The organism is Paenibacillus sp. GCM10012306 (assembly GCF_042649265.1).
GTDB lineage: Bacteria > Bacillota > Bacilli > Paenibacillales > Paenibacillaceae > Paenibacillus_AQ.
The window spans coordinates 1-18,738 of record NZ_JBHRYW010000023.1; the positions used below are offsets into that span (position 1 = coordinate 1).

Annotated in this window: 18 protein-coding genes and 1 other annotated feature; of the genes, 1 reads left to right on the plus strand and 17 read right to left on the minus strand. The window is 48.4% G+C overall.

Features of this window, described 5'->3' with window-relative positions; genetic code table 11:
• Window positions 1-327: 327 nt before the first annotated feature.
• The 14 genes from ACFORK_RS28365 to rplU all read right to left on the minus strand — a co-directional run bounded on the left by ACFORK_RS28365 (window position 328) and on the right by rplU (window position 14,067).
• On the minus strand, window positions 328-2,478 hold the full coding sequence (locus ACFORK_RS28365) for a LysM peptidoglycan-binding domain-containing protein (RefSeq protein ID WP_379205432.1): 2,151 nt from the start codon (window positions 2,476-2,478) through the stop codon (window positions 328-330).
• A 441-nt stretch (window positions 2,479-2,919) separates the two neighbouring features.
• Window positions 2,920-3,801 (minus strand): branched-chain-amino-acid transaminase, encoded by an 882-nt coding sequence (ilvE, locus tag ACFORK_RS28370; protein WP_379205433.1) that lies wholly within the window; start codon window positions 3,799-3,801, stop codon window positions 2,920-2,922.
• Between the two features lie 3 nt (window positions 3,802-3,804).
• On the minus strand, window positions 3,805-4,692 hold the full coding sequence (gene pheA / locus ACFORK_RS28375; RefSeq protein WP_379205434.1) for a prephenate dehydratase: 888 nt from the start codon (window positions 4,690-4,692) through the stop codon (window positions 3,805-3,807).
• Complete coding sequence (thrB, locus tag ACFORK_RS28380) at window positions 4,689-5,669, minus strand: homoserine kinase (RefSeq protein ID WP_379205435.1); 981 nt, start codon at window positions 5,667-5,669, stop codon at window positions 4,689-4,691. Before thrB ends, pheA begins: the two co-directional genes overlap by 4 nt.
• Window positions 5,670-5,717: 48 nt before the next feature.
• Window positions 5,718-7,004, minus strand: coding sequence for a homoserine dehydrogenase (locus ACFORK_RS28385; protein ID WP_175369791.1), 1,287 nt, complete (start codon window positions 7,002-7,004; stop codon window positions 5,718-5,720).
• Between the two features lie 57 nt (window positions 7,005-7,061).
• The gene (locus ACFORK_RS28390) at window positions 7,062-7,499 is read right to left on the minus strand and encodes an ACT domain-containing protein (RefSeq protein WP_066376981.1); all 438 of its coding nucleotides are present in this window, start codon (window positions 7,497-7,499) and stop codon (window positions 7,062-7,064) included.
• 174 nt (window positions 7,500-7,673) lie between these two features.
• A complete protein-coding gene (locus ACFORK_RS28395) occupies window positions 7,674-8,447 on the minus strand; it encodes a hypothetical protein (RefSeq protein ID WP_379205436.1) in 774 nt (257 codons plus the stop codon).
• Window positions 8,448-8,461: 14 nt separating this feature from the next.
• The gene (locus ACFORK_RS28400; RefSeq protein WP_379205437.1) at window positions 8,462-9,208 is read right to left on the minus strand and encodes a hypothetical protein; all 747 of its coding nucleotides are present in this window, start codon (window positions 9,206-9,208) and stop codon (window positions 8,462-8,464) included.
• Window positions 9,209-9,219: 11 nt separating this feature from the next.
• Complete coding sequence (locus ACFORK_RS28405; RefSeq protein WP_379205438.1) at window positions 9,220-10,392, minus strand: SPFH domain-containing protein; 1,173 nt, start codon at window positions 10,390-10,392, stop codon at window positions 9,220-9,222.
• A 334-nt stretch (window positions 10,393-10,726) separates the two neighbouring features.
• Complete coding sequence (obgE, locus tag ACFORK_RS28410; RefSeq protein WP_379205439.1) at window positions 10,727-12,037, minus strand: GTPase ObgE; 1,311 nt, start codon at window positions 12,035-12,037, stop codon at window positions 10,727-10,729.
• A gap of 15 nt (window positions 12,038-12,052) precedes the next feature.
• On the minus strand, window positions 12,053-12,793 hold the full coding sequence (locus ACFORK_RS28415; RefSeq protein WP_379205440.1) for a Spo0B domain-containing protein: 741 nt from the start codon (window positions 12,791-12,793) through the stop codon (window positions 12,053-12,055).
• Window positions 12,794-13,077: 284 nt separating this feature from the next.
• The gene (gene rpmA, locus ACFORK_RS28420) at window positions 13,078-13,389 is read right to left on the minus strand and encodes a 50S ribosomal protein L27 (RefSeq protein ID WP_020429282.1); all 312 of its coding nucleotides are present in this window, start codon (window positions 13,387-13,389) and stop codon (window positions 13,078-13,080) included.
• An 18-nt stretch (window positions 13,390-13,407) separates the two neighbouring features.
• Window positions 13,408-13,743, minus strand: coding sequence for a ribosomal-processing cysteine protease Prp (locus ACFORK_RS28425; RefSeq protein ID WP_379205441.1), 336 nt, complete (start codon window positions 13,741-13,743; stop codon window positions 13,408-13,410).
• A gap of 12 nt (window positions 13,744-13,755) precedes the next feature.
• Entirely contained in the window at window positions 13,756-14,067 is a 312-nt protein-coding gene (rplU, locus tag ACFORK_RS28430; RefSeq protein WP_150269346.1) for a 50S ribosomal protein L21, read from the minus strand.
• Between the two features lie 14 nt (window positions 14,068-14,081).
• Window positions 14,082-14,168, minus strand: a sequence feature (ribosomal protein L21 leader region).
• A 134-nt stretch (window positions 14,169-14,302) separates the two neighbouring features.
• Here rplU and ACFORK_RS28435 point away from each other — a divergent pair.
• Window positions 14,303-14,551: a hypothetical protein gene (locus tag ACFORK_RS28435; protein WP_379205442.1), complete on the plus strand. Its 249-nt coding sequence runs from the start codon at window positions 14,303-14,305 to the stop codon at window positions 14,549-14,551.
• Between the two features lie 1,021 nt (window positions 14,552-15,572).
• Here the strand turns inward: ACFORK_RS28435 and ACFORK_RS28440 are convergent.
• The 3 genes from ACFORK_RS28440 to ACFORK_RS28450 form a co-directional block, all read right to left on the minus strand.
• Entirely contained in the window at window positions 15,573-16,817 is a 1,245-nt protein-coding gene (locus ACFORK_RS28440; RefSeq protein WP_379205443.1) for an Rne/Rng family ribonuclease, read from the minus strand.
• 62 nt (window positions 16,818-16,879) lie between these two features.
• Complete coding sequence (locus ACFORK_RS28445; protein WP_379205444.1) at window positions 16,880-17,722, minus strand: M50 family metallopeptidase; 843 nt, start codon at window positions 17,720-17,722, stop codon at window positions 16,880-16,882.
• The gene (locus tag ACFORK_RS28450) at window positions 17,715-18,668 is read right to left on the minus strand and encodes a peptidoglycan DD-metalloendopeptidase family protein (protein ID WP_379205445.1); all 954 of its coding nucleotides are present in this window, start codon (window positions 18,666-18,668) and stop codon (window positions 17,715-17,717) included. The genes ACFORK_RS28445 and ACFORK_RS28450 overlap by 8 nt, the downstream gene beginning before the upstream one ends.
• Between the last annotated feature and the right edge of the window lie 70 nt (window positions 18,669-18,738).

An 18,738-nucleotide genomic window follows, 5' to 3' on the forward strand; every position in this document is an offset into this window, starting at 1 on the left:
TTAATGTCAAGCTCTTTTTTGAATTTCTTTTTTCGAACTTCATTTTCGAGCTCGGCATTGTTATTTCTTGGCCGGAATTAGAATATACCATGTATAGAAACCCATTGCAAGTGTTTTTTATTATTTTATTTAATATTACCCACACCATGCGTATCTATCCCTGTATACAAGATCTTCTGTATGCCCTGCCAATTGCAACTACTCTCTTAAAGAGTTTTCAATATTCGACTAAATAACCGAACTAATACAAGACAAAAACGTACAGATGCTGTATCTGACGATACAACGTCTGTACGTAGCACTTTTCACCATTCCATTAAATGCACCTTAGTTAGAAATCCATGGATTTCTGCGTTTTTTGGCATTGTCATTTCGGTTGCTTTTACTTGATCGTTGGGATTTGCCTGATGTTTTGCTTGGTTTGCTTTGTCCAGAAGTTTTAGCTTTGGTGGTCACTACCGCTTTCTTATTCCCCTTCTGTTCGACAACTCGTTCGCTAGGAGCTTCCGTAGCGGTTACTACGATCGGCTGACTTTCCTGAATGAATACTTCGGGCTCTTGAATTTCCGGCACACGGCTATGATGAGCATAATCGCCAACCCACGGATATTGTGGATTTGGAGGAATATTAGATAGTGCAGGTCCTTCCCCTCCAAAAGCTCCCAGAGGCGCATTCGGTACTATACCCTGATTAGGAGAGAACGGCACACCTGCCCCATAAGGCGAGACTACACCAGGATGATGTCCCTGCGAAGGAAATGAATTATAGACTGGAGACTCGTAGGAAAATGGCTGATATGGCTGAAAAGGTACCTCTCCTCCGCATCCGCAAGGCGGCCATGGCAGGCTCTGCGGGTGCACACTATATTGAGGGCTAACCAAGCCAGGAAAATCATTATTAGGCTGTATTCCAGATACAAAACTATCATTAGGTGCAGCGTTGACCGAATTGTGCCATGGAGACTGGTTCTCCGTTACTGGCGATACATTCGTATGCCATGGTGACTGGTTCTCTGTAACCGGCGATACATTTGTGTGCCATGGAGACTGGTTCTCTGTAGCCGGCGATACGTTCGTATGCCATGGGGACTGATTCTCTGCAATCGGTGATACGTTCGTATGCCATGGTGACTGGTTCTCTGTGGCCGGTGATACATTCGTATGCCATGGAGACTGGTTCTCTGTAGCCGGCGATACATTCGTATGCCATGGTGACTGGTTCTCTGCAATCGGTGATACGTTTGTATGCCATGGTGACTGATTCTCCGTTACTGGCGATACATTTGTGTGCCATGGGGACTGATTCTCTGTAACCGGCGATACATTCGTGTGCCATGGGGACTGGTTCTCTGTGGCCGGCGATACATTCGTATGCCATGGGGACTGGTTCTCTGTGGCCGGCGATACATTCGTATGCCATGGGGACTGGTTCTCTGTAACTGGTGATACATTCGTATGCCATGGAGATTGATTCTCCGTTACTGGCGATACCCATTCCGGATAGTAGACAAATGGAGGGCATTCCGGCACGTACCATGGCTGTGCATACGACGGCTGTATATAGTTAGTTTGCGGGCTAAGATTTTGATTGGGAGCCGTTGTTCCCTGAAATGGATGATTTTCTGTTAATCCAGGATATCCTACATTGTGGTCACACGGCTTCTTCTTTTCCTCAAAGGCAGGTGCCACCGGTTTGTGTTCCGACTTAGGAGGTTCATGATGTGAAACTGCTTCTTGAGCGGGTACAGAAATTTGTACAAAAAGGCTTTGGGATTCCGTATGGATTGTTTCTTTCACCGGTACTACCTCAGCAATGGGTGAAACAGCATGGGGTACAGGCTCATTGACATGCACTGGAGCTGGAGCAGGATTAACATTCACGGCTGGGCTAAGGTTCGGATTAGGGTTGAGGTTGGGTTTAGAAATCGGTACTGGAGCGGGAACTGGTGCTGGAACAGGAGCTGGGACGGTTTCAGCAACTGGTGCAACTGGTGCAGCTGGTGGTGCAGGCTGTTCTTTAGGCCCGGTGTATGTTTTTCCTCCAACTTGTGTTTTTTCGGACACAGCATTGGCTGCTGGCACCGGTGTAACGTTCTCGTTTTGGATTGGAGCTACGTTCCCATTAGGCAGTGGTGACACTGTTCCTTTCTTGGGGATATTGACCACTTCTCCAATCAGCAGGGCGTTAGGATTCTTCAACTGGGGATTGGCGTCTACCACATCCTTCAGAGGAACACCCCATGCCTTAGACAATTTCCACAAGGTATCCCCTTGCTTTACAGTGTGCTTGTAGTAAAGCTCGCTATTATCGGGAACGGGCGAGGGACCTGAAGAGGGGATCTTCACTTTCTCACCGACCGACAGCACGTCGGGATTGCTGAGTTGCGGATTGGCCTCAATTATTTTTTCCAGCGGCACTCCGTACTTTTGCGACAATGCATACAGCGTATCGCCTTGTTTGACAATGTGTATTTTCACGCAGCATTAACCTCCCTGAAAATTTTTGGAGTATTGCCTGCTTGCATAGTTATATGCGGTACAGCCGCCTCCTTCGTTACTACATCTTATGCAGCCCATGGGCGATTGACATCCCTGACGCAAAAAAAATCCTTTCATGCGTACATGAAAGGATTTCTGAGTTTATACAGAAACTTCTTTCATGATGTACATGAAAGGATTTCTGAGTTTGTACAGAAACTTCTTTCATGGTACACATGAAAGGATTTCTGAGTTTGTACAGAAACTTCTTTCATGGTACACATGAAAGGATTCCTGGTTTATACAGAGACTTCTTTCATGATGTACATGAAAGAAGTCTTGGTTTATACAGAGACTGCTTTCATGGGGCACCTGAAAGGATTTCTGGTTTATACAGAAGCGCCTTCCATGATGTACATGAAAGGCGCTCTTTATTTATTACTATTCCCAAACCTTATAGCCGTCTTTATCAACGACATTGCGGAATTCTTCAAGCAGCTTCAGCGTGATCGGACCAGCTTGACCTGAGCCGATAATGCGACCGTCAATTTCACGAGCCGCGATAACTTCAGCAGCTGTACCTGTGAAGAACACCTCATCAGCGATATAAACATCGTGCATGGTGAACGGCTCTTCCTTCAGCTTGATGCCCAGCTTCTCACACAGCTCAATGATCGCAAGACGAGTGATACCTTCAAGCGCACCGAGATAGCAAGGAGGCGTGTAGACCACACCATTTTTGATGATGAAGATATTGTCGCCTGAACCTTCAGTTACGTAACCTTGAGCGTTCATCATGATCGCCTCGTCGGCTTCGGCCAGGTTCGACTGCAGCTTCACCAGAATGTTGTTCAGGTAGTTGAGGGATTTAATCTTCGGATTAAGGGCATCCGGGAGATTACGACGCTGGGATACCGAAACGGCACGAAGTCCATTCAAGTAAGCCTGCTCCGAATAAATCGCCAATTGCTCCACGATAATGATTACACTGGCTTTCGGACAACGACGCGGGTCGAGACCCAAATTACCTACACCGCGGGAAACGATCAGACGGATGTAGCCGTTGCGCATATCGTTGCGGCGAATAGTCTCCGCCATAGCTTCCTGCATCTCATCAAAGGTCAATGGAATTTCCAGCATGATCGATTTTGCCGAATCATACAGCCTGTCCAAATGCTCTTTAGACTTGAATATATTTCCGTTGTAAATACGGATACCTTCAAAAATACCGTCACCATACAAAAACCCGTGGTCAAAAACGGATACCTTTGCATCTTCCTTTGTTACATATTGTCCATCCAAATAGATTACTTGTTCTGCCATTACTTACTGCACCTCCGCTTTCTCTTCCTCATAGGTGTATGTGGGGTATGAACCCAGAATTCGGACCTGACAGCCCAGGGCCTTGATTTCCTCAATAGCCGCGGGCAGCAGGACGGATTCTATCGGTTCGAGCACATCAATGTAAAAATAATAAGTACCCAGTTTCTTCTTCGTCGGCCTGGATTCAATTCGTGACAGGTTGAGTCTCCGCCAAGCAAAGGCAGCAAGTACCTGGTGCAAGGCACCCGGGAAATCTTCCGGAAGTGTGACAAGCACGCTGGTCTTGTTACCGCTGCTCTTGCGGGGAAGCGTCACCTTCTCAGGGCCAACCAGAACGAAACGTGTGTAATTGTTATCGTGATCCGTAATCTTGCGATCGATAATTTCCAGCCCATGCTTGGCAGCACCAAGCGCTGTACCAATGGCTGCCCAGCCCTTGCCGGGATTGTTCTTGACGATCTCGACAGCTTCGGAAGTGCTTCCTGTCGGCTCAAGCTCTGCCAAAGGCGCATGCTTACGAATATACTGGCCGCACTGTGCAGTCGCTACAGGATGGGAAAGGATCTTCACCAGCTTGGAGTAATCCTTGTTGCCACTTGCATCTGTGAACTCACCGGGACTAGCAATCAGATTCTGAATCGAAGGAAAAATCCATTCTGCCTGCATCGGCAAATCAACCTCATTGATCAACCAGTCGATATGCAGACTCACAGAGCCTTCAATCGTATTCTCGATCGGAATTACGCTGTAATCCGTAATGCCGTTCACCGTAGATAGAAACACGTCGGAAATTAACTTATGATGCACAATGTTTACCGACTCACCGCCGAACAAATACAGCAGCGCTTCATGGGATACTGAGCCCTGCGGCAGTACCGCTATTGATTTCATGACCGTACTTCTCCTTTTATCATATCCAAAAATGAATCACTTTGCATCTCGCTTCTCGGGAGCACCTCCGCTGTTACACCTGCAGCGCAGGCAGGCAACCAGCAAGTGCGAGCAGGAATGCCATGCTCCTGCATCGTTTCCTTCAGGAAAGCCTCCAGTTCAGCCTTTCGGCTCTCCCGGCCGTCCACAAATGCAAGCAGCGTTGGTCCGGCGCCACTGAGCGCAATACCGAGCGCGCCATGCTGCGGTGCTTCGGCGAGCAACTTCTCCATACCCGGCACCAGCGGTGCCCGGTACGGCTGATGCAGCCGATCCTGCATTGCTTTGCTGATCATATCCAGTCTGCCGGAAGCCAGAGCCGCCGTCAACAAGGATGTGCGACTGATGTTGTAAACAGCGTCGCGAACAGTCACCTCAGCCGGCAGTACGCCGCGGGCCTTCGTGGTTGCAAGCTCGAATTCGGGAATGACAACGAGCACTTCCAGGTTCTCTGGAGATTCAAGGCGGATATAATCAGCCTGCACTCCGTCCCAGACGGCGGTGATGATGCCTCCGAACAAGGAGGCGCCTACGTTGTCGGGATGCTTTTCCAGCGCAGTAGCCATATTGAAGAGCTTGGCGTTATCCAGTGGCGAGCCAATCATCGCGTTGGCTGCCGCCAGAGCACCGACAATGGCGGATGCGCTGCTGCCCAGACCACGTGCCAACGGAATTTCCGAGTACATGGAGATGGACAGCTCAGGTACCGAGACACCCGCTTCTGCAAAGACCATCTGGGCCACTTGATACAGCAGGTTGCTCTTATCCTGGGGCACCCCCTTCATCTCGTCGCCATAAAGATGAAATACGGTCTCCGGCGCTTCCTCCATCTCAATCCAGGCATAGAGTGACAGGGCCATGCCCAATGTATCAAAGCCCGGACCGAGATTAGCGGTGCTGGCCGGGACTTTAACCCGTGACCTTCCGTAGTTGCTCATAGCAGGTGTGATCTCCTTATCTTTTTTTGCAGAATGGATTCTAGGTGGTTAACCTTCTACACGATAATGACTCTTGACGCGGCGAATTACACTTAACTCTTCAAGATGACGCAGGACCTTATCCATACTTGCCTTGCTGGCATCATGGGTGACGATAATAATCTCCGCATTGGGATTGTTAGGATTGGCCTGCTGTACGACCGAATCCAGACTGACATCATATTCCGCGAAGACCTGTGTAATCTTGGCCAGCACCCCTGCCTTGTCATCGACATGCAGTAGCAGAAAGTTTTTATAGAAGATATCTTCACTGTCCTTCAGCTTCTTCTGCTTGTAAGGTACAATTTGCTTAAGACCGTTTACGCCAAGTCTCAGGTTCTTGATCACCGCTACCAGATCGGCTACGACTGAAGTTGCCGTAGGCATTGCGCCGGCGCCCGCACCGTAGAACATCGTCTCCCCGACAGCTTCGCCATACACATATACTGCGTTAAATACGCCGCCAACGGAGGCCAGCGGATGTCCGGAACGGATCATTGTCGGCTGGACACTGATGCTGAAAGCATCGTTGTCACATTCCGCGATACCAAGGAGCTTCATTTCATAGCCGAGACGCTTGGCAAAGACAATATCCTCCTTACTCACGCTGGAGATTCCCTTCACACTAACATCACTGAGCTCAGCATTCGTACGGAAGCCTAGCGTACCGAGAATGGCCATTTTCCGCGCGGCATCCAGCCCTTCCACGTCCGAGGTTGGATCAGACTCTGCATAACCAAGCTCCTGAGCTTCCTTCAGCACATCATCATAGGAGGCGCCTTCCTGACTCATTTTTGAGAGAATATAGTTTGTTGTACCGTTCACAATCCCCATAATCTTCATGATCTTGTCGGAAGAGAACCCTTCAATAAGGGTACGGATAATCGGAATGCCTCCAGCCACACTAGCTTCATAAAATACATCGCACTGCTTTTCCTGTGCCTTAGCCAGGATCTCCGCCCCGTGCAGCGCCATCAAATCTTTGTTGGCGGTCACGATGTGCTTGCCGCGCTCCAGTGCTTCAAGAAGATATTCTTTGGTTCCGGCAATGCCACCCATCACCTCTACGATGACATCAATCTCGGGATCACGGATAACCTCCCACGGGTCTGTAGTGATTTTGGCGGGATCTATCTCCACATCTCGGGGTTTATCAAGATCCTTCACAGCAATGCGTTCAATCAGAATGGGAGACCCGACCTGACTACTGAGGTCCTCCTGATTTCCATCCACGATACGGACAACGCCTGTACCGACTGTTCCCAGACCCAGCAAACCAACTTTAACCGGCTTCATCAATATCCTCCTTATAAGTATACGAAGCAATCGCTCCGAAAAAAATACCTGTAGTGTTTAGCCTTGCCCCACAATCAATGCCCGCTTCACACCTGAAATGTTCTTCAGACTGTCAAGCATCTCACCCAGCTCCTGATTCAAATGGGAGATTTCCACGGAAATAACCACGTTCGCCCGACCCTGCAGCGGAATACTCTGGTGAATGGTTAGCACATTGGCTCCATGTCCGGCCACACAACCTAGCACCTTGGACAACATGCCGGATTCGTGCTCCAAATCCATGGAAATCGTGACAATACGCTCACGCTCCAACTGGTGAATTAAGTGAATGCCATCCTTGTATTTATAAAAAGCGCTCCGGCTTAAGCCCACCTGCTCCACACCTTCGTGTACAGTCTTGGCATCGCCGGCTTCAAGCAGCTGTTTAACCTGCATCGTCTTGAGCACCGCATCGGGTAAAATGTCCTCACGGACTAAATAATAGCGTTCTTTCACGAACGTCCTCTCCTCAAAGACTTTTGTGTTTTAATAGTGGACATTATAATAGATTTTCGCCTGAAAAAGCAATAGTTTTTCGTCCAACTTTTAAATAGGACCTCTGCAGCACCCGAAAATAAAACAAAGCCCCCGACAAAATCGGAGGCTTCACACAGACCCAAGCTTACACTATCAGCTGTATGTGAGGGTTGTTCCACAATAGTCGCAGGGCTTCGCCTGTCCAGGCTGCACAGTATTCTGCGCGCCACAGCCAGTGCAGCGCATCGCCTTGGGCAGTTGCTGTGGCCCTGGCTTTGACTTCGGTTGGCTGGATGCGGACGTTCTCTCCGAAGAGCCGGAAGGGGCTGCTGCCTGCCCTGCTCTGGCAGTGCTAGTTGTTTCTTTTACCGTGCTGCCTTCCGCTCCTTGCCCTTCATAAAATGTCAGCCCGTGAGGGATGAGACCTTGCTCCTGCAAATACCGCAGATCTCTGCGCACATCACTTTCACTTTGCCCGGTAAGCTGAGCCAGTGTACCGGTGTACCGCACCCCCTCGTCCAGAGTCATCACAATGTACGAATGAGAGAGCTGTGAAAACTTCAATTTGGCCTTGGATGCAGCATTACCTAGAAAGTAAGCAGGCATAAGGAAGAGGATCGCGATGAAGACAATAAAGAAAATGCCCATACTTAATTCATTTAGACCACCCGACAGTATCATAATCAAGGAAAGATCAACAAATCCCCCAATCAGCGCATGACACAACAAATTATAGTTACTGGCTTTCCGCTGATTCTTGTAATGGGTCAGCAGCATTCGAAGTATAGCAGCAACAAGACCTACGGGCATCAGAACATATGATAATGCAATAATAAAACTGTCGATCCCCGTCCGGTTATAGCCCAGCAGATAGAACTCTCTGCCGCTTCCCGATGCGGGGGGATCTTGAATATTTAATCTAGCCATATAGCGTATTCCCCCTATTTAAGCGCCGCTAACTCACGGTTACGGCGTTGAAGTGTAGCCTCAATGTCGTCTATGATGCCTTGCAGCTGCGCTTCCCAGCCTTTTCCCGGCTCACTCGAGGATAACAAAAGCTCCACCTGATCTCGCAGCAAAGCGATTTGCTGGCTCAGCATATCCTCTGTTGCGAACAAAGACGGTCTGGACACCGGATCACTGTATGTAAATGCCTCTTCTACTCTGCCAATCCGTTTCACGAGCGTCTCTGCTTCGGCATGTCTCCAGCTCCGGGCAGCCCGCTTGATGTCGGCCAGTTCCTTTCGCTGCCGGAAGAGACTTCGCGTCTCCTGCCGCTCCTTAGACTCTTGTGCCCCAGCATTCCAGCCGTACAGCCCGATTAGGGCAAGACAGCCACCAGCGGCAGCGAGAACTAGCAGCTGCACAGCCGCGTACCAGAAAGGCGGCAGTCCCAGCAGCCGATCCAGAAAAATGGCCGAGATCACGACGGCCACCGCATAGGCGGCAATAATAAACGCGCCGCTAAGCAGGATCGGCGGCGTCCCGCTGACGCTGCCCGCGCTTTTTATCCAAAAGAGTGTATAACCAAAGACCACGCTTTCAGCTATCAGCACTGCGATCAATGTGATCACGAGCCGCGGCAAGTTGTCGGAGAAACCGAGCATCGTCAGGAGCAGCACTGTAGCAATGATCACCACGGTATAAATTACAGTGATGATGCCTGTATAAGGCTTTTTCCGGTTCATGGCATCCTCCTTTATCCAGCCTTCGTGCCGCATTCTGCGCAGAATTTCTGGCCGGGCTTCAGTTCATGACCGCAGCCGCTGCATTTGATGATTTGCTTTTCTCCGCATTGCGGACAGAATTTAGATCCAGGAGATAACTCATGCCCGCACCTATAACAGCTCAGCTTGCTTGAGGCTGCATCTGTGGGCGGAGTGGACAAATTCTGTCCGCAACTGCTGCAGAATGAGGATCCGGCTGTATTAACATTGCCGCATTTTGAGCAAGACTTAGTTCCGTTCCTGGAGTGCACACCTGCGTCAAATCCAATTCCCCGAGTCATCTGATTGACCATCTCAGCAGCTGGACCGGCAAAGCCTATTCCCATGCCAAGCCCCATACCAGCGTTCATCATACCCGTTCCGATATTGCCCCCCGGGTTGCCGGCAGCCTCTTCCAGCGAATTAAAGCTGCGTTCTTGCTGGTACGTGTAGCCGATAATGTCCATCTCTGCTTTCTTGGCCAGTGCTTCCTTCAGCCGCGCAGTCGCGGGATCATCGTCCGGAATATTAATGGAATCAATATAGAAATTATTCAGCTCAATGCCAGTGTCCATAAAGGTCGGCGCCAGACGTTCCTGGATGTGTTTGGATATTTCGGCCACATAGGCGTTAATCTCCAGAATACTAATTTTTTTATGCACTAGGTAGGAAGAGACCAGTTCATTGATATTTGCCATCAAGATTCCCCGGAAATAGGTAAGGAGTTTATCCTGATCGAACTGTGGCAGTGTACCTACCACCTTGAGCAGAAACTTGCGCGGATCTGCAATCTTCACTCCAAATTGCCCGAAAGAACGAACGGAGACAATGATCTTATATTTAGGGTCTTGAAGCTGGAGCGGCGAGCTCGTTCCCCATTTGACATTCATCGCGTTCATTTTGTTTATGAACCATACCTCAGCGGTAAAAGGAGATTTGCCACCAAACGGCAGGTTCACAAGATTGGACAATACCGGAATATTCGCTGTGCTAAGCGTATGTCTGCCTGCTGTGAAGGAATCCAGTGCCTGGCCGCCCTTGAACAGGATCGCCTCTTGTGACTCATTAACGATAAGCTGGGTCCATGTGCCAAGCTCCTGATTGGGATACTTCCAAGCAAAGACGCCGGGAGGACCATCATATTTCACCACTTCAATTATTGCCATCTGCGTATCCCTCTTTCGTATTCATGGATATGTAGGTATATATCGGCCGCTCCGCAAATACCTCTGAATTAGACTGCGAATTGGAAATAAGTGCTGTTCCGTTATTTATTGTATACGAATTAATTACGGTTTTGGTGGCTTTTTGTGAAAATAAATTGAGTATTAAATAGAAACGGCTTTGCCGTCCGCTAAGGGACGGTATCCGTTTCAGCGAGAAATATAAGGGTCGTTTATAAGCGTAGAACAGACAAATCCTTATATTTTAAAAAAAGCGCCCACTCCATCTGCCTCATACAAGGCCAGACAAAGTAGGCGCTTCAGACAGCTCTACCGCTTAGTAGTAACTGCTGTTCTCCACAAACTCAAACTCAAAATCAGCAATTCGGACAATTGTACCTTCCACAGCGCCACGTCTGCGCAGTTCCGCATCCACGCCCATATGACGTAAAGTCCGGGCCAGCTTCAGAATGGCATCATGAGTATTCAGCTGCATCCGCTTGAGCATCCGCTCAATACGTGGACTGTTGACGACATAAGTATCGTTATCACGGGTAATCGTGAAGGTATTGTCATCCTCAGCTTCCAGCTTGTATACTTTGCGTTCCGTAGTCTCAGCAACTTCTTCCACCACTGGAGCAACCGGAATGCTGTCGAGAATGTCGGTAGCCCGGTACAGCAGCTCCTGTACACCCTCGCGGGTCAGTGAGGAAATCGGCATAATCTCAATATCCGGGCGCACTTGTGCCACTTGCTCACGGAAGGAGGCCAGATTCTCAGCGGATTCAGGCATATCCATCTTATTGGCTGCAACAATCTGCGGACGCTCTTCAAGTTGGGCATTGTACTGACGCAATTCATCATTGATCTTCACCCAGTCATCAAACGGATCACGGCCCTCCGAGCCGGACATGTCCACGACATGAATAATGATGCGTGTCCGCTCCACATGGCGCAAGAACTCGTGGCCAAGGCCGATCCCTTCATGTGCACCTTCGATCAGTCCAGGCAGATCCGCCATAACGAAGCTGCGGCCGTCACCAACATCCACAACGCCAAGATTCGGAGTAATGGTTGTAAAATGGTACGCGCCGATCTTCGGCTTAGCAGCGGATACTACTGACAGTAACGTGGATTTTCCTACACTCGGGAATCCAACAAGCCCTACATCAGCCATGACTTTCAGTTCCATGACTACATAGCGCTCCTGACCTTCCTCACCATTCTCAGCGAGCTCAGGTGCTGTATTGGCTGCCGTTGCAAAACGAGTGTTGCCGCGGCCACCGCGACCGCCTCGCGCCACAACTACCTGCTGCCCATGACGAGTCATATCGGCGATCACTTCGTTAGTATCATCATCAATCAGGATCGTTCCCGGGGGAATACGCACGATCATATGTTCAGCATTAGCACCATGCTGGCTCTTATTGCGTCCTTTGACTCCACGATCAGCTTTAAAGTGACGCTGATAACGGAAATCCATCAGTGTACGCAAGCCTTCATCCACACGGAAGATAACGTCGCCGCCGCGGCCACCGTCACCACCGGCTGGACCACCCTCCGGTACATATTTCTCGCGGCGGAAAGCCACAAGGCCGTCACCACCGTCGCCGCCTTTTACATAAATCTTAGCTTTATCTACGAACATTCAAGTTCACCTTCCTCACATCTCAAACGGCAGACGCAGCTCTACATAAGCCTCGCCAGGCTTGAACTGTTCCGCCCTCATAATTTTGCCTTGTACTATATTATCAATTTGCACCCTGAGCAGTTCGGGATTACCATGCCCTCCCTCACTTTCAAAGGAGATAAGAATGTCCCCGCCATCCTGTCTAAAGCCTAGCTCGAGTCTTCTGGAGTCCCCTTGTGCGGTTATCCCACTGTATTGGTAAGCCCTTACGGTCTGCATTACAATCGAAGTTAATTCTTCCCCCGTCTCCGGTGTCAGCTTATCCACTAGCTGCAAGCCTTCCTCCACCTGGATCACCAGATCCAGACTACTCCTGTAAGTTCGGAATGACTGCAGATAAAAGACCAGCGAAGGAATGCCCAGCTTGGCGATCCGGCTATCGAGCGCAATGCCTTCTTTTATTCTTTCCACACATTGCACCGATTTATCACGCTTGCCGAGTTGGATATACCCGTAAAGAACTTGCAATTCATTCATCCAGTCATGACGATGATGGCCCAGTGTGCGGATTGCAGCCTCTTGCATTCTCTGCTCCTGTAAATGCAGTTCCCTCTCATAATGGCGCCGGGTCTGGCTCCACGTGAAAGCAAGTACAGCCGCTACCCAAACACCAAGTAGCAAGCATGTGAAAAGGGACGTCCGCCAATACACGAGACCTAAAGGAAGTGCTGCGGAACTCATGACTGCCCAGATTACACGTTTCCAGGATTTCATTCTTATTCCCCGTCCCTCAGTTCGCAAAATTCATGACCCCGTTAGAAAATCTGCACATCTTTTACCATTTTTCAGTATAACACAGCCATTCAAGGAAGATCATTAGCTTCCCACGCGAAAATCCACGAAACACACGAAAATCTGCACATCTAATCCAAGAAAATATTCAAATCTAACACACGAAAATCTTCAAACCTAACACACGAAAATCTTCAAATCTAATTTATCAAAAAAACCTCCGGCACTCATGCCGGAGGCTTCACTGTCTTTATGGTTCTGTAAGCTTACGCTTCCAGTGCCGCTGCTACCGGAGCGACATCAACCGGGTACACGCTCACTTTTTTGCGATCGCGTCCCCAACGTTCGAACTTCACTACGCCGTCCACCAAAGCGAACAAAGTATCATCTTTACCGATACCTACGTTCGTACCTGGGTGAATTTTAGTTCCGCGTTGACGAACCAGGATGTTACCGCCGGTAACAGCTTGACCGTCAGCACGTTTCACGCCAAGACGTTTGGAGTGGGAATCACGTCCGTTCTTTGTGGAACCTACACCCTTTTTCGATGCGAATAATTGAAGATCCAATTTCAACATGTTGGTCAACCTCCTTCTTTAAATAGTGTCTTGCTGTATCGTTATATACTTCCCGTATGATTCTGCGATATCAGTCAGCATCAGGACCATGGATTCCAGCAGCAATTGTACTTTGGCAGAAATGTTAGGATCTTCAATGAAACCCAGGGTTGCACTCAAGAATCCATTCTTCATGGACGAATCCATAACCACTCCAGTCAAAGATTCAATCGAATTGACCGTACCAACCGTTACAGTCGATACACCGGCACAGACGATATCCTCACCGCGTTTCGCAAAGCCTGCATGCCCTTTAACCTCAAACGCAACAATAGTTCCGAGTTCCAAAGATCTGGTAATCTGTACGTTAATCATAAACGCACCTTCTTACGCTTGGATCTTCTCAATCGTTACTTTTGTGTACGGTTGACGATGACCTTGCTTCTTGTGGTAGTTCTTCTTAGGTTTGTATTTGTAAACTACAACCTTTTGGCCTTTGCCGTGTTTCTCAACCTTAGCTGTTACAGTAGCGCCGCTCACGAGCGGAGTTCCTGCAGTCAAACCGCCTTCAGTGGAAACAGCCAATACACGGTCAAACGTTACGCTTGCACCGTCCTCAGCATTCAGCTTCTCAATGAACAATACGTCGCCCTCTTGGACTTTGTATTGCTTACCGCCAGTTTCGATAATTGCATACATTGTAATTGCACCTCCTCATGTCTCAGACTCGCCTAGTCTAGGTGGCGAATTCCCTAGGGAAACCGCACTTTCATACCCGATCGGAGCGGTTACAGCATGTGCAGGGCTAAATGACCAAACACATACTTGAAGATATTATCATAGATATCGACTATAGTCAATGCTCAACATGGATTGAATATAATCAGTATAATTTTCTGCTGTTCTGCTATGTAGAGAGCATTAAAACAAACGGATGGAGAGGAAAGAAAAGGGAGAAAAAGGGAAGGGGCGAGGAGGAAAGGAAAAGAATAAACAGAAAAGAACTAACAGAAAAGACAAAATAGAAAAAACAAAACTGAAAAACGAAAAAAACAAAGAACAAAACATCAAAGAGCAAAACAACAAAGAGCAAAACATCAAAGAGCAAAACATTAAGGAACAAAACATTAAAGAACAAAACATTAAAGAACAAAACATTAAAGAACAAAACATCAAAGCATAAACATCAAAGCACAAAACATCAAAGCACAAAACATTAAAGAACAAAACATTAAAGAACAAAACATTAAAGAACAAAACATTAAAGAACAAAACATTAAAGAACAAAACATTAAAGAAAAGAAAATTCCTCTCAAATCGCTCCGAAGAGTAAATAATATAGATTGAACTTAGGATTTTATCATAGGCTAAGACCGGCTTTGCGAAAGATACTTGGACTTCCAGCCGCTGTTGTCTCCAAAATTCATTGAATTGTATCGCCATTCGCGGATAAAATCCGAAAGAAAACTTATGCTTCCGATGAGCTTAAAATCCCAATTGTATTTCAAAATTCCAATTATATTATACTAAACTCTCGATTATATACTAAAATTCCAACACTAACTTTCCATAGAAAGCTTTTAGGTGAACGCTATCCCTCCTACAGTTGCAAAATCCCTCTTCATTCCGCTTGCTAAAGTTAAATTTTTCAGTCCAATCGATATAACGGCATTTTTGCACCTTAATTGTGATGAAATGGGCAGTCTGCTTAAATTAAGGGCATTTTTGTATGTTAATTTCCCCTAATTAAGGTTTTTCAGGGTGTTTTGCATAAATTAAGATACAATAATGCCCTTATTTCCTTATTTCACGTAAAAATGAGAAAAATAAGGTACAAAATGCCGTTAATTGGGGATGTAGTCAGAATGGACGCTGAATACTGCAAAAAGCGCCGCTCTGGGTGACGTTTACTACAGTGCAATTGACCATTTTTATGGAGTTCAGAACAAACGCGACTGTAAGTCCCAACTTCACCAGAGAGACGCTGGATTTTATGTTTGAGTTTAGTATTTGAATATATTATTGAATATATTATTTGAATATTAAATTCACCTCATATAGAGGTAGAGCGTATAATCTCTCAGCATATAAACATAAAACATATAAACCTGCAGCATATAAACCTACAACATTCAAACCTGCACCATATAAACCTACAGCATTCAAGCCTACAACATATAATCCTACAACCTACAGACCTACATCTAACCCTCCAGCCAAGTTCCCACTTTTCCAGTTCCGCCGCAGCACTGGCATGCAACTGGCGCAAATCCTGTGGAATCATGTCTTGCTTTTTTACGGGTCATCTCCAGTAGTCCAAGCCTTGTCCAGCCTAAAATATGCGTTTTTGTCCGATCTTTGCTGATCACGCGTTCCAGACAGTCGGTCACCATTCTCCGGTGCGCCTCCTGCTCCATATCAATGAAATCAATAATAATGATTCCACCGGTATCCCGTAATCGGATCAGACGTCCGATTTCCTCTGCTGCAAGCAGGTTCGTGCGGGTCACCGTCTCCTCAAGCGAGGCCCCGCCCGTATACTGAGCCGTATTGACGTCAATAACGGTGAGCGCCTCAGTCTCATCCCAGATGAGCGTGGCTCCGCCTTCCAGCATGATTTTTCGCGCAAATCCCCTATGTAACTGCTCTTGCACACCATAGGCCGTGAAAATCGACTCCTTGCCACTATACAATCCAACAGGCTTGTACCCTCCGGGGGCCATATCGCCAAGGAAAGCTTCTGCCTCTTTAACCGCCTGGGCGGAATCCAGCACCAGCTCGTCCCGCTGCGGGTTAAAGGCGTCCCTGATGAACCGCTGCACAATACTGAGATCTGAGTGAAGCAGTGCCGGTACTTGGGATGAACGCGCCCGCCGCGCGATGTGATCCCACTGTGCCCGCAAGAAGGCAAGATCCCTTTCTACGGCTTCCTGGGGTTCATCTTCGGAAACGGTCCGCATAATGATTCCCTCTTCTTCCTTGCGCAGACGCTCACCGATGCCCTTGAGCCGATTCCGCTCGGACTCGCGATTGATCTTCTTCGATACGCCAACATATTCGGCAAAAGGCATATAGACAATCCAGCGGCCAGGCAGCGTATAATGTGTGGTCACACGGGCGCCCTTGCCGCCCCGGGGTTCTTTTCTAACCTGAACTATGATGTCTTGTCCGGGCTGAAGCAGTGTTTCAATAGAGGGCTTCACCGCCGGCTGCTTCTCCAAATGGGGGTGCAATACATCGTCAACATATAAAAATGCATTCTTCTTCTGTCCGATATCAACAAAAGCAGCCTGCATACCTGGTAGTACATTAATAACTCTGGCCTTGTAAAAGCTTCCGACCAGCCCTTGCTGCTGATCGCGTTCTGCCGCATACTCCACCAGCTTCCCGTTCTCCAGAAGGGCCATCCGGGTCATATGCTGCGTACAGTGAACAATCATCTGTTTCATGGCTTCACCTCTGGTTCAATCAATCTTTCATATTCACTTCAAAATCCTGCTAAGCTTATATTCTACATTCCGAAATAGGAAGAGATCAAACGCTGCTCCGGCACTACGGCGACCACGTCGCCTTCACGGTTCAGCACATATACTAAATGGTATTGGTTACGTTTAAATAGACGCAATATTGCATCCAAAGGTTTCGCAGCCTTGGCAACAATCGGCGAGGCCACCGTCCCCGTTAGAAGATGTCGCTCATATATCGCTTCACGGTTCATCAGAAAAGCCATGAATACATAGGGCATATTGCGTTGATCAGTAATGTTGGAGTAAAGCAGAAAGGCACCGATCATGAGCACATTCAGCCGCAATCCCCCGCCCGCACCAAGCGGCAGCAGTGCGTAGACAACAACCAGGACACTGGCTGCAATACTTAATCGCCCGCACCATAACAAGGTGAAATAATAGGGGAGTATAACGCTCGTTACCGCTCTAAGCACCTTCCCCCCGTCAAGAGGCAGAATCGGCAGCAGATTAAAAAGTGCGATAATGGCATTAGCCTCAATAAAATAATTCAAGAACGCCTCATTCCCCAGCCCCAGACTGCCAACAATCCAAGCGAACAGCATCAAGACACCATTCTGGAGCGGACCAGCCAGTGCAATCGCTATCTCCCTGCCTGCGGTGAGCCTTCCATGATCTTCGATGACGGCAACGCCGCCAAAGGGAAGAAGCTGGACGGACTTGACGGCTACTCCGGCAAGAAGCGCTGCACATACATGTCCCAATTCGTGAATTAGCACAATGGTGAATAAGGTGAGCAGTTCGAGGAACTGTCCGGTCAGGACGGAAAAAAGCATGATCAGCACGAACAGCGGATGCAGCGACAGTTCGATGCCTTTGATCCTAATCAAAGGTGATCACTTCGGATGGATCAATATAGGTCTTGTCCTTCATCATGGCAAAAAAGAACATGGTCTCCGGCGCCGTTCCTGGATCAACAATCCAGCCGACCGCATCGCCGCTCTGCACCCAGTCGTCGGCTTTAAGCCGGGTTCCAGTCAAATGACCATATTCAGCAGTGACATTCCCTGTATGCCGGAGCGTTACGCGGATTCCGCCTTTCGCTTCCCGAGCGACAGACAGCACACGCCCCATATCTACACTCTTCACCGTCACACTGCCACTTGAATCTTCTTCCGGCATAATTTCCACACCTTTCAGTGTGGTGGCAAAGGGCTGGACGATACTCCCTGCCAGAGGCGCACTCCATTCATGAAGGGCTGAAACCTTTTCCGCCGATTGCTCTTTATCTCCGAAAATAGGGATGAATGCCGGCGCACCGTTAAAATGCTCTTCATACCACACTCTGACCGCTGCAAAATCCATGTCATGGTTCAGCGCATCAACAATAAAGGTCTGCGCCTTGTGCGCCCAGGGCTGCTGAATCGCAAATATTCCCCATACGGCCCCGAAGACAAGAATACTTGCGACTGTTCGGCGCAGAAATCCCGTGATAAAACTTGGCTTCCCGCCTTCCCCATCGTCTTCCCAGTTATTGCGGCGCTGCTTCCAGAGAAGCTCCGGGTCGGGTTCTGGATCTAAACTATTGTCCTTCTTCGGTTCCTGATTCCATTCCTTGAAACTTGTATTCTGCTCAGGCAAGACATATAGTGGCGATTGCGGCGACTCCTTAGAGGTGTCCTCCAGCAAAAGGCGGATGCGCTCCTTGCGCCGATTCTTGATATCTGATTTCTGGTCCATATCGATCCCTCCGGCGGGCTTGTTTACTTCCATTTTATGAAGCAGGGAAGTCTCTTTAGAACAAGCCTCTGGGCAGACCGGAGCGTGAAATGGCATAAAAATGGGGCCCCCGCACAATTCTAAGCGGTGGGTCCCCGTTATTTTGGCAATCCGATGAAAAACGCCT

Bases quoted from the DNA above. Each gene is read 5' to 3' on its own strand.
- ACFORK_RS28405 (WP_379205438.1), bottom strand. From the start codon at position 10,392: ATGGCAATAATTGAAGTGGTGAAATATGATGGTCCTCCCGGCGTCTTT.
- obgE (WP_379205439.1), bottom strand. From the start codon at position 12,037: ATGTTCGTAGATAAAGCTAAGATTTATGTAAAAGGCGGCGACGGTGGT.
- ACFORK_RS28395 (WP_379205436.1), bottom strand. From the start codon at position 8,447: ATGGCTAGATTAAATATTCAAGATCCCCCCGCATCGGGAAGCGGCAGA.
- pheA (WP_379205434.1), bottom strand. From the start codon at position 4,692: ATGAAATCAATAGCGGTACTGCCGCAGGGCTCAGTATCCCATGAAGCG.
- ACFORK_RS28435 (WP_379205442.1), top strand. From the start codon at position 14,303: ATGGAGAGGAAAGAAAAGGGAGAAAAAGGGAAGGGGCGAGGAGGAAAG.
- thrB (WP_379205435.1), bottom strand. From the start codon at position 5,669: ATGAGCAACTACGGAAGGTCACGGGTTAAAGTCCCGGCCAGCACCGCT.
- ilvE (WP_379205433.1), bottom strand. From the start codon at position 3,801: ATGGCAGAACAAGTAATCTATTTGGATGGACAATATGTAACAAAGGAA.
- ACFORK_RS28385 (WP_175369791.1), bottom strand. From the start codon at position 7,004: ATGAAGCCGGTTAAAGTTGGTTTGCTGGGTCTGGGAACAGTCGGTACA.
- ACFORK_RS28440 (WP_379205443.1), bottom strand. From the start codon at position 16,817: ATGAAACAGATGATTGTTCACTGTACGCAGCATATGACCCGGATGGCC.
- rpmA (WP_020429282.1), bottom strand. From the start codon at position 13,389: ATGTTGAAATTGGATCTTCAATTATTCGCATCGAAAAAGGGTGTAGGT.
- ACFORK_RS28415 (WP_379205440.1), bottom strand. From the start codon at position 12,793: ATGAAATCCTGGAAACGTGTAATCTGGGCAGTCATGAGTTCCGCAGCA.
- ACFORK_RS28400 (WP_379205437.1), bottom strand. From the start codon at position 9,208: ATGAACCGGAAAAAGCCTTATACAGGCATCATCACTGTAATTTATACC.
- ACFORK_RS28450 (WP_379205445.1), bottom strand. From the start codon at position 18,668: ATGCCATTTCACGCTCCGGTCTGCCCAGAGGCTTGTTCTAAAGAGACT.
- rplU (WP_150269346.1), bottom strand. From the start codon at position 14,067: ATGTATGCAATTATCGAAACTGGCGGTAAGCAATACAAAGTCCAAGAG.
- ACFORK_RS28425 (WP_379205441.1), bottom strand. From the start codon at position 13,743: ATGATTAACGTACAGATTACCAGATCTTTGGAACTCGGAACTATTGTT.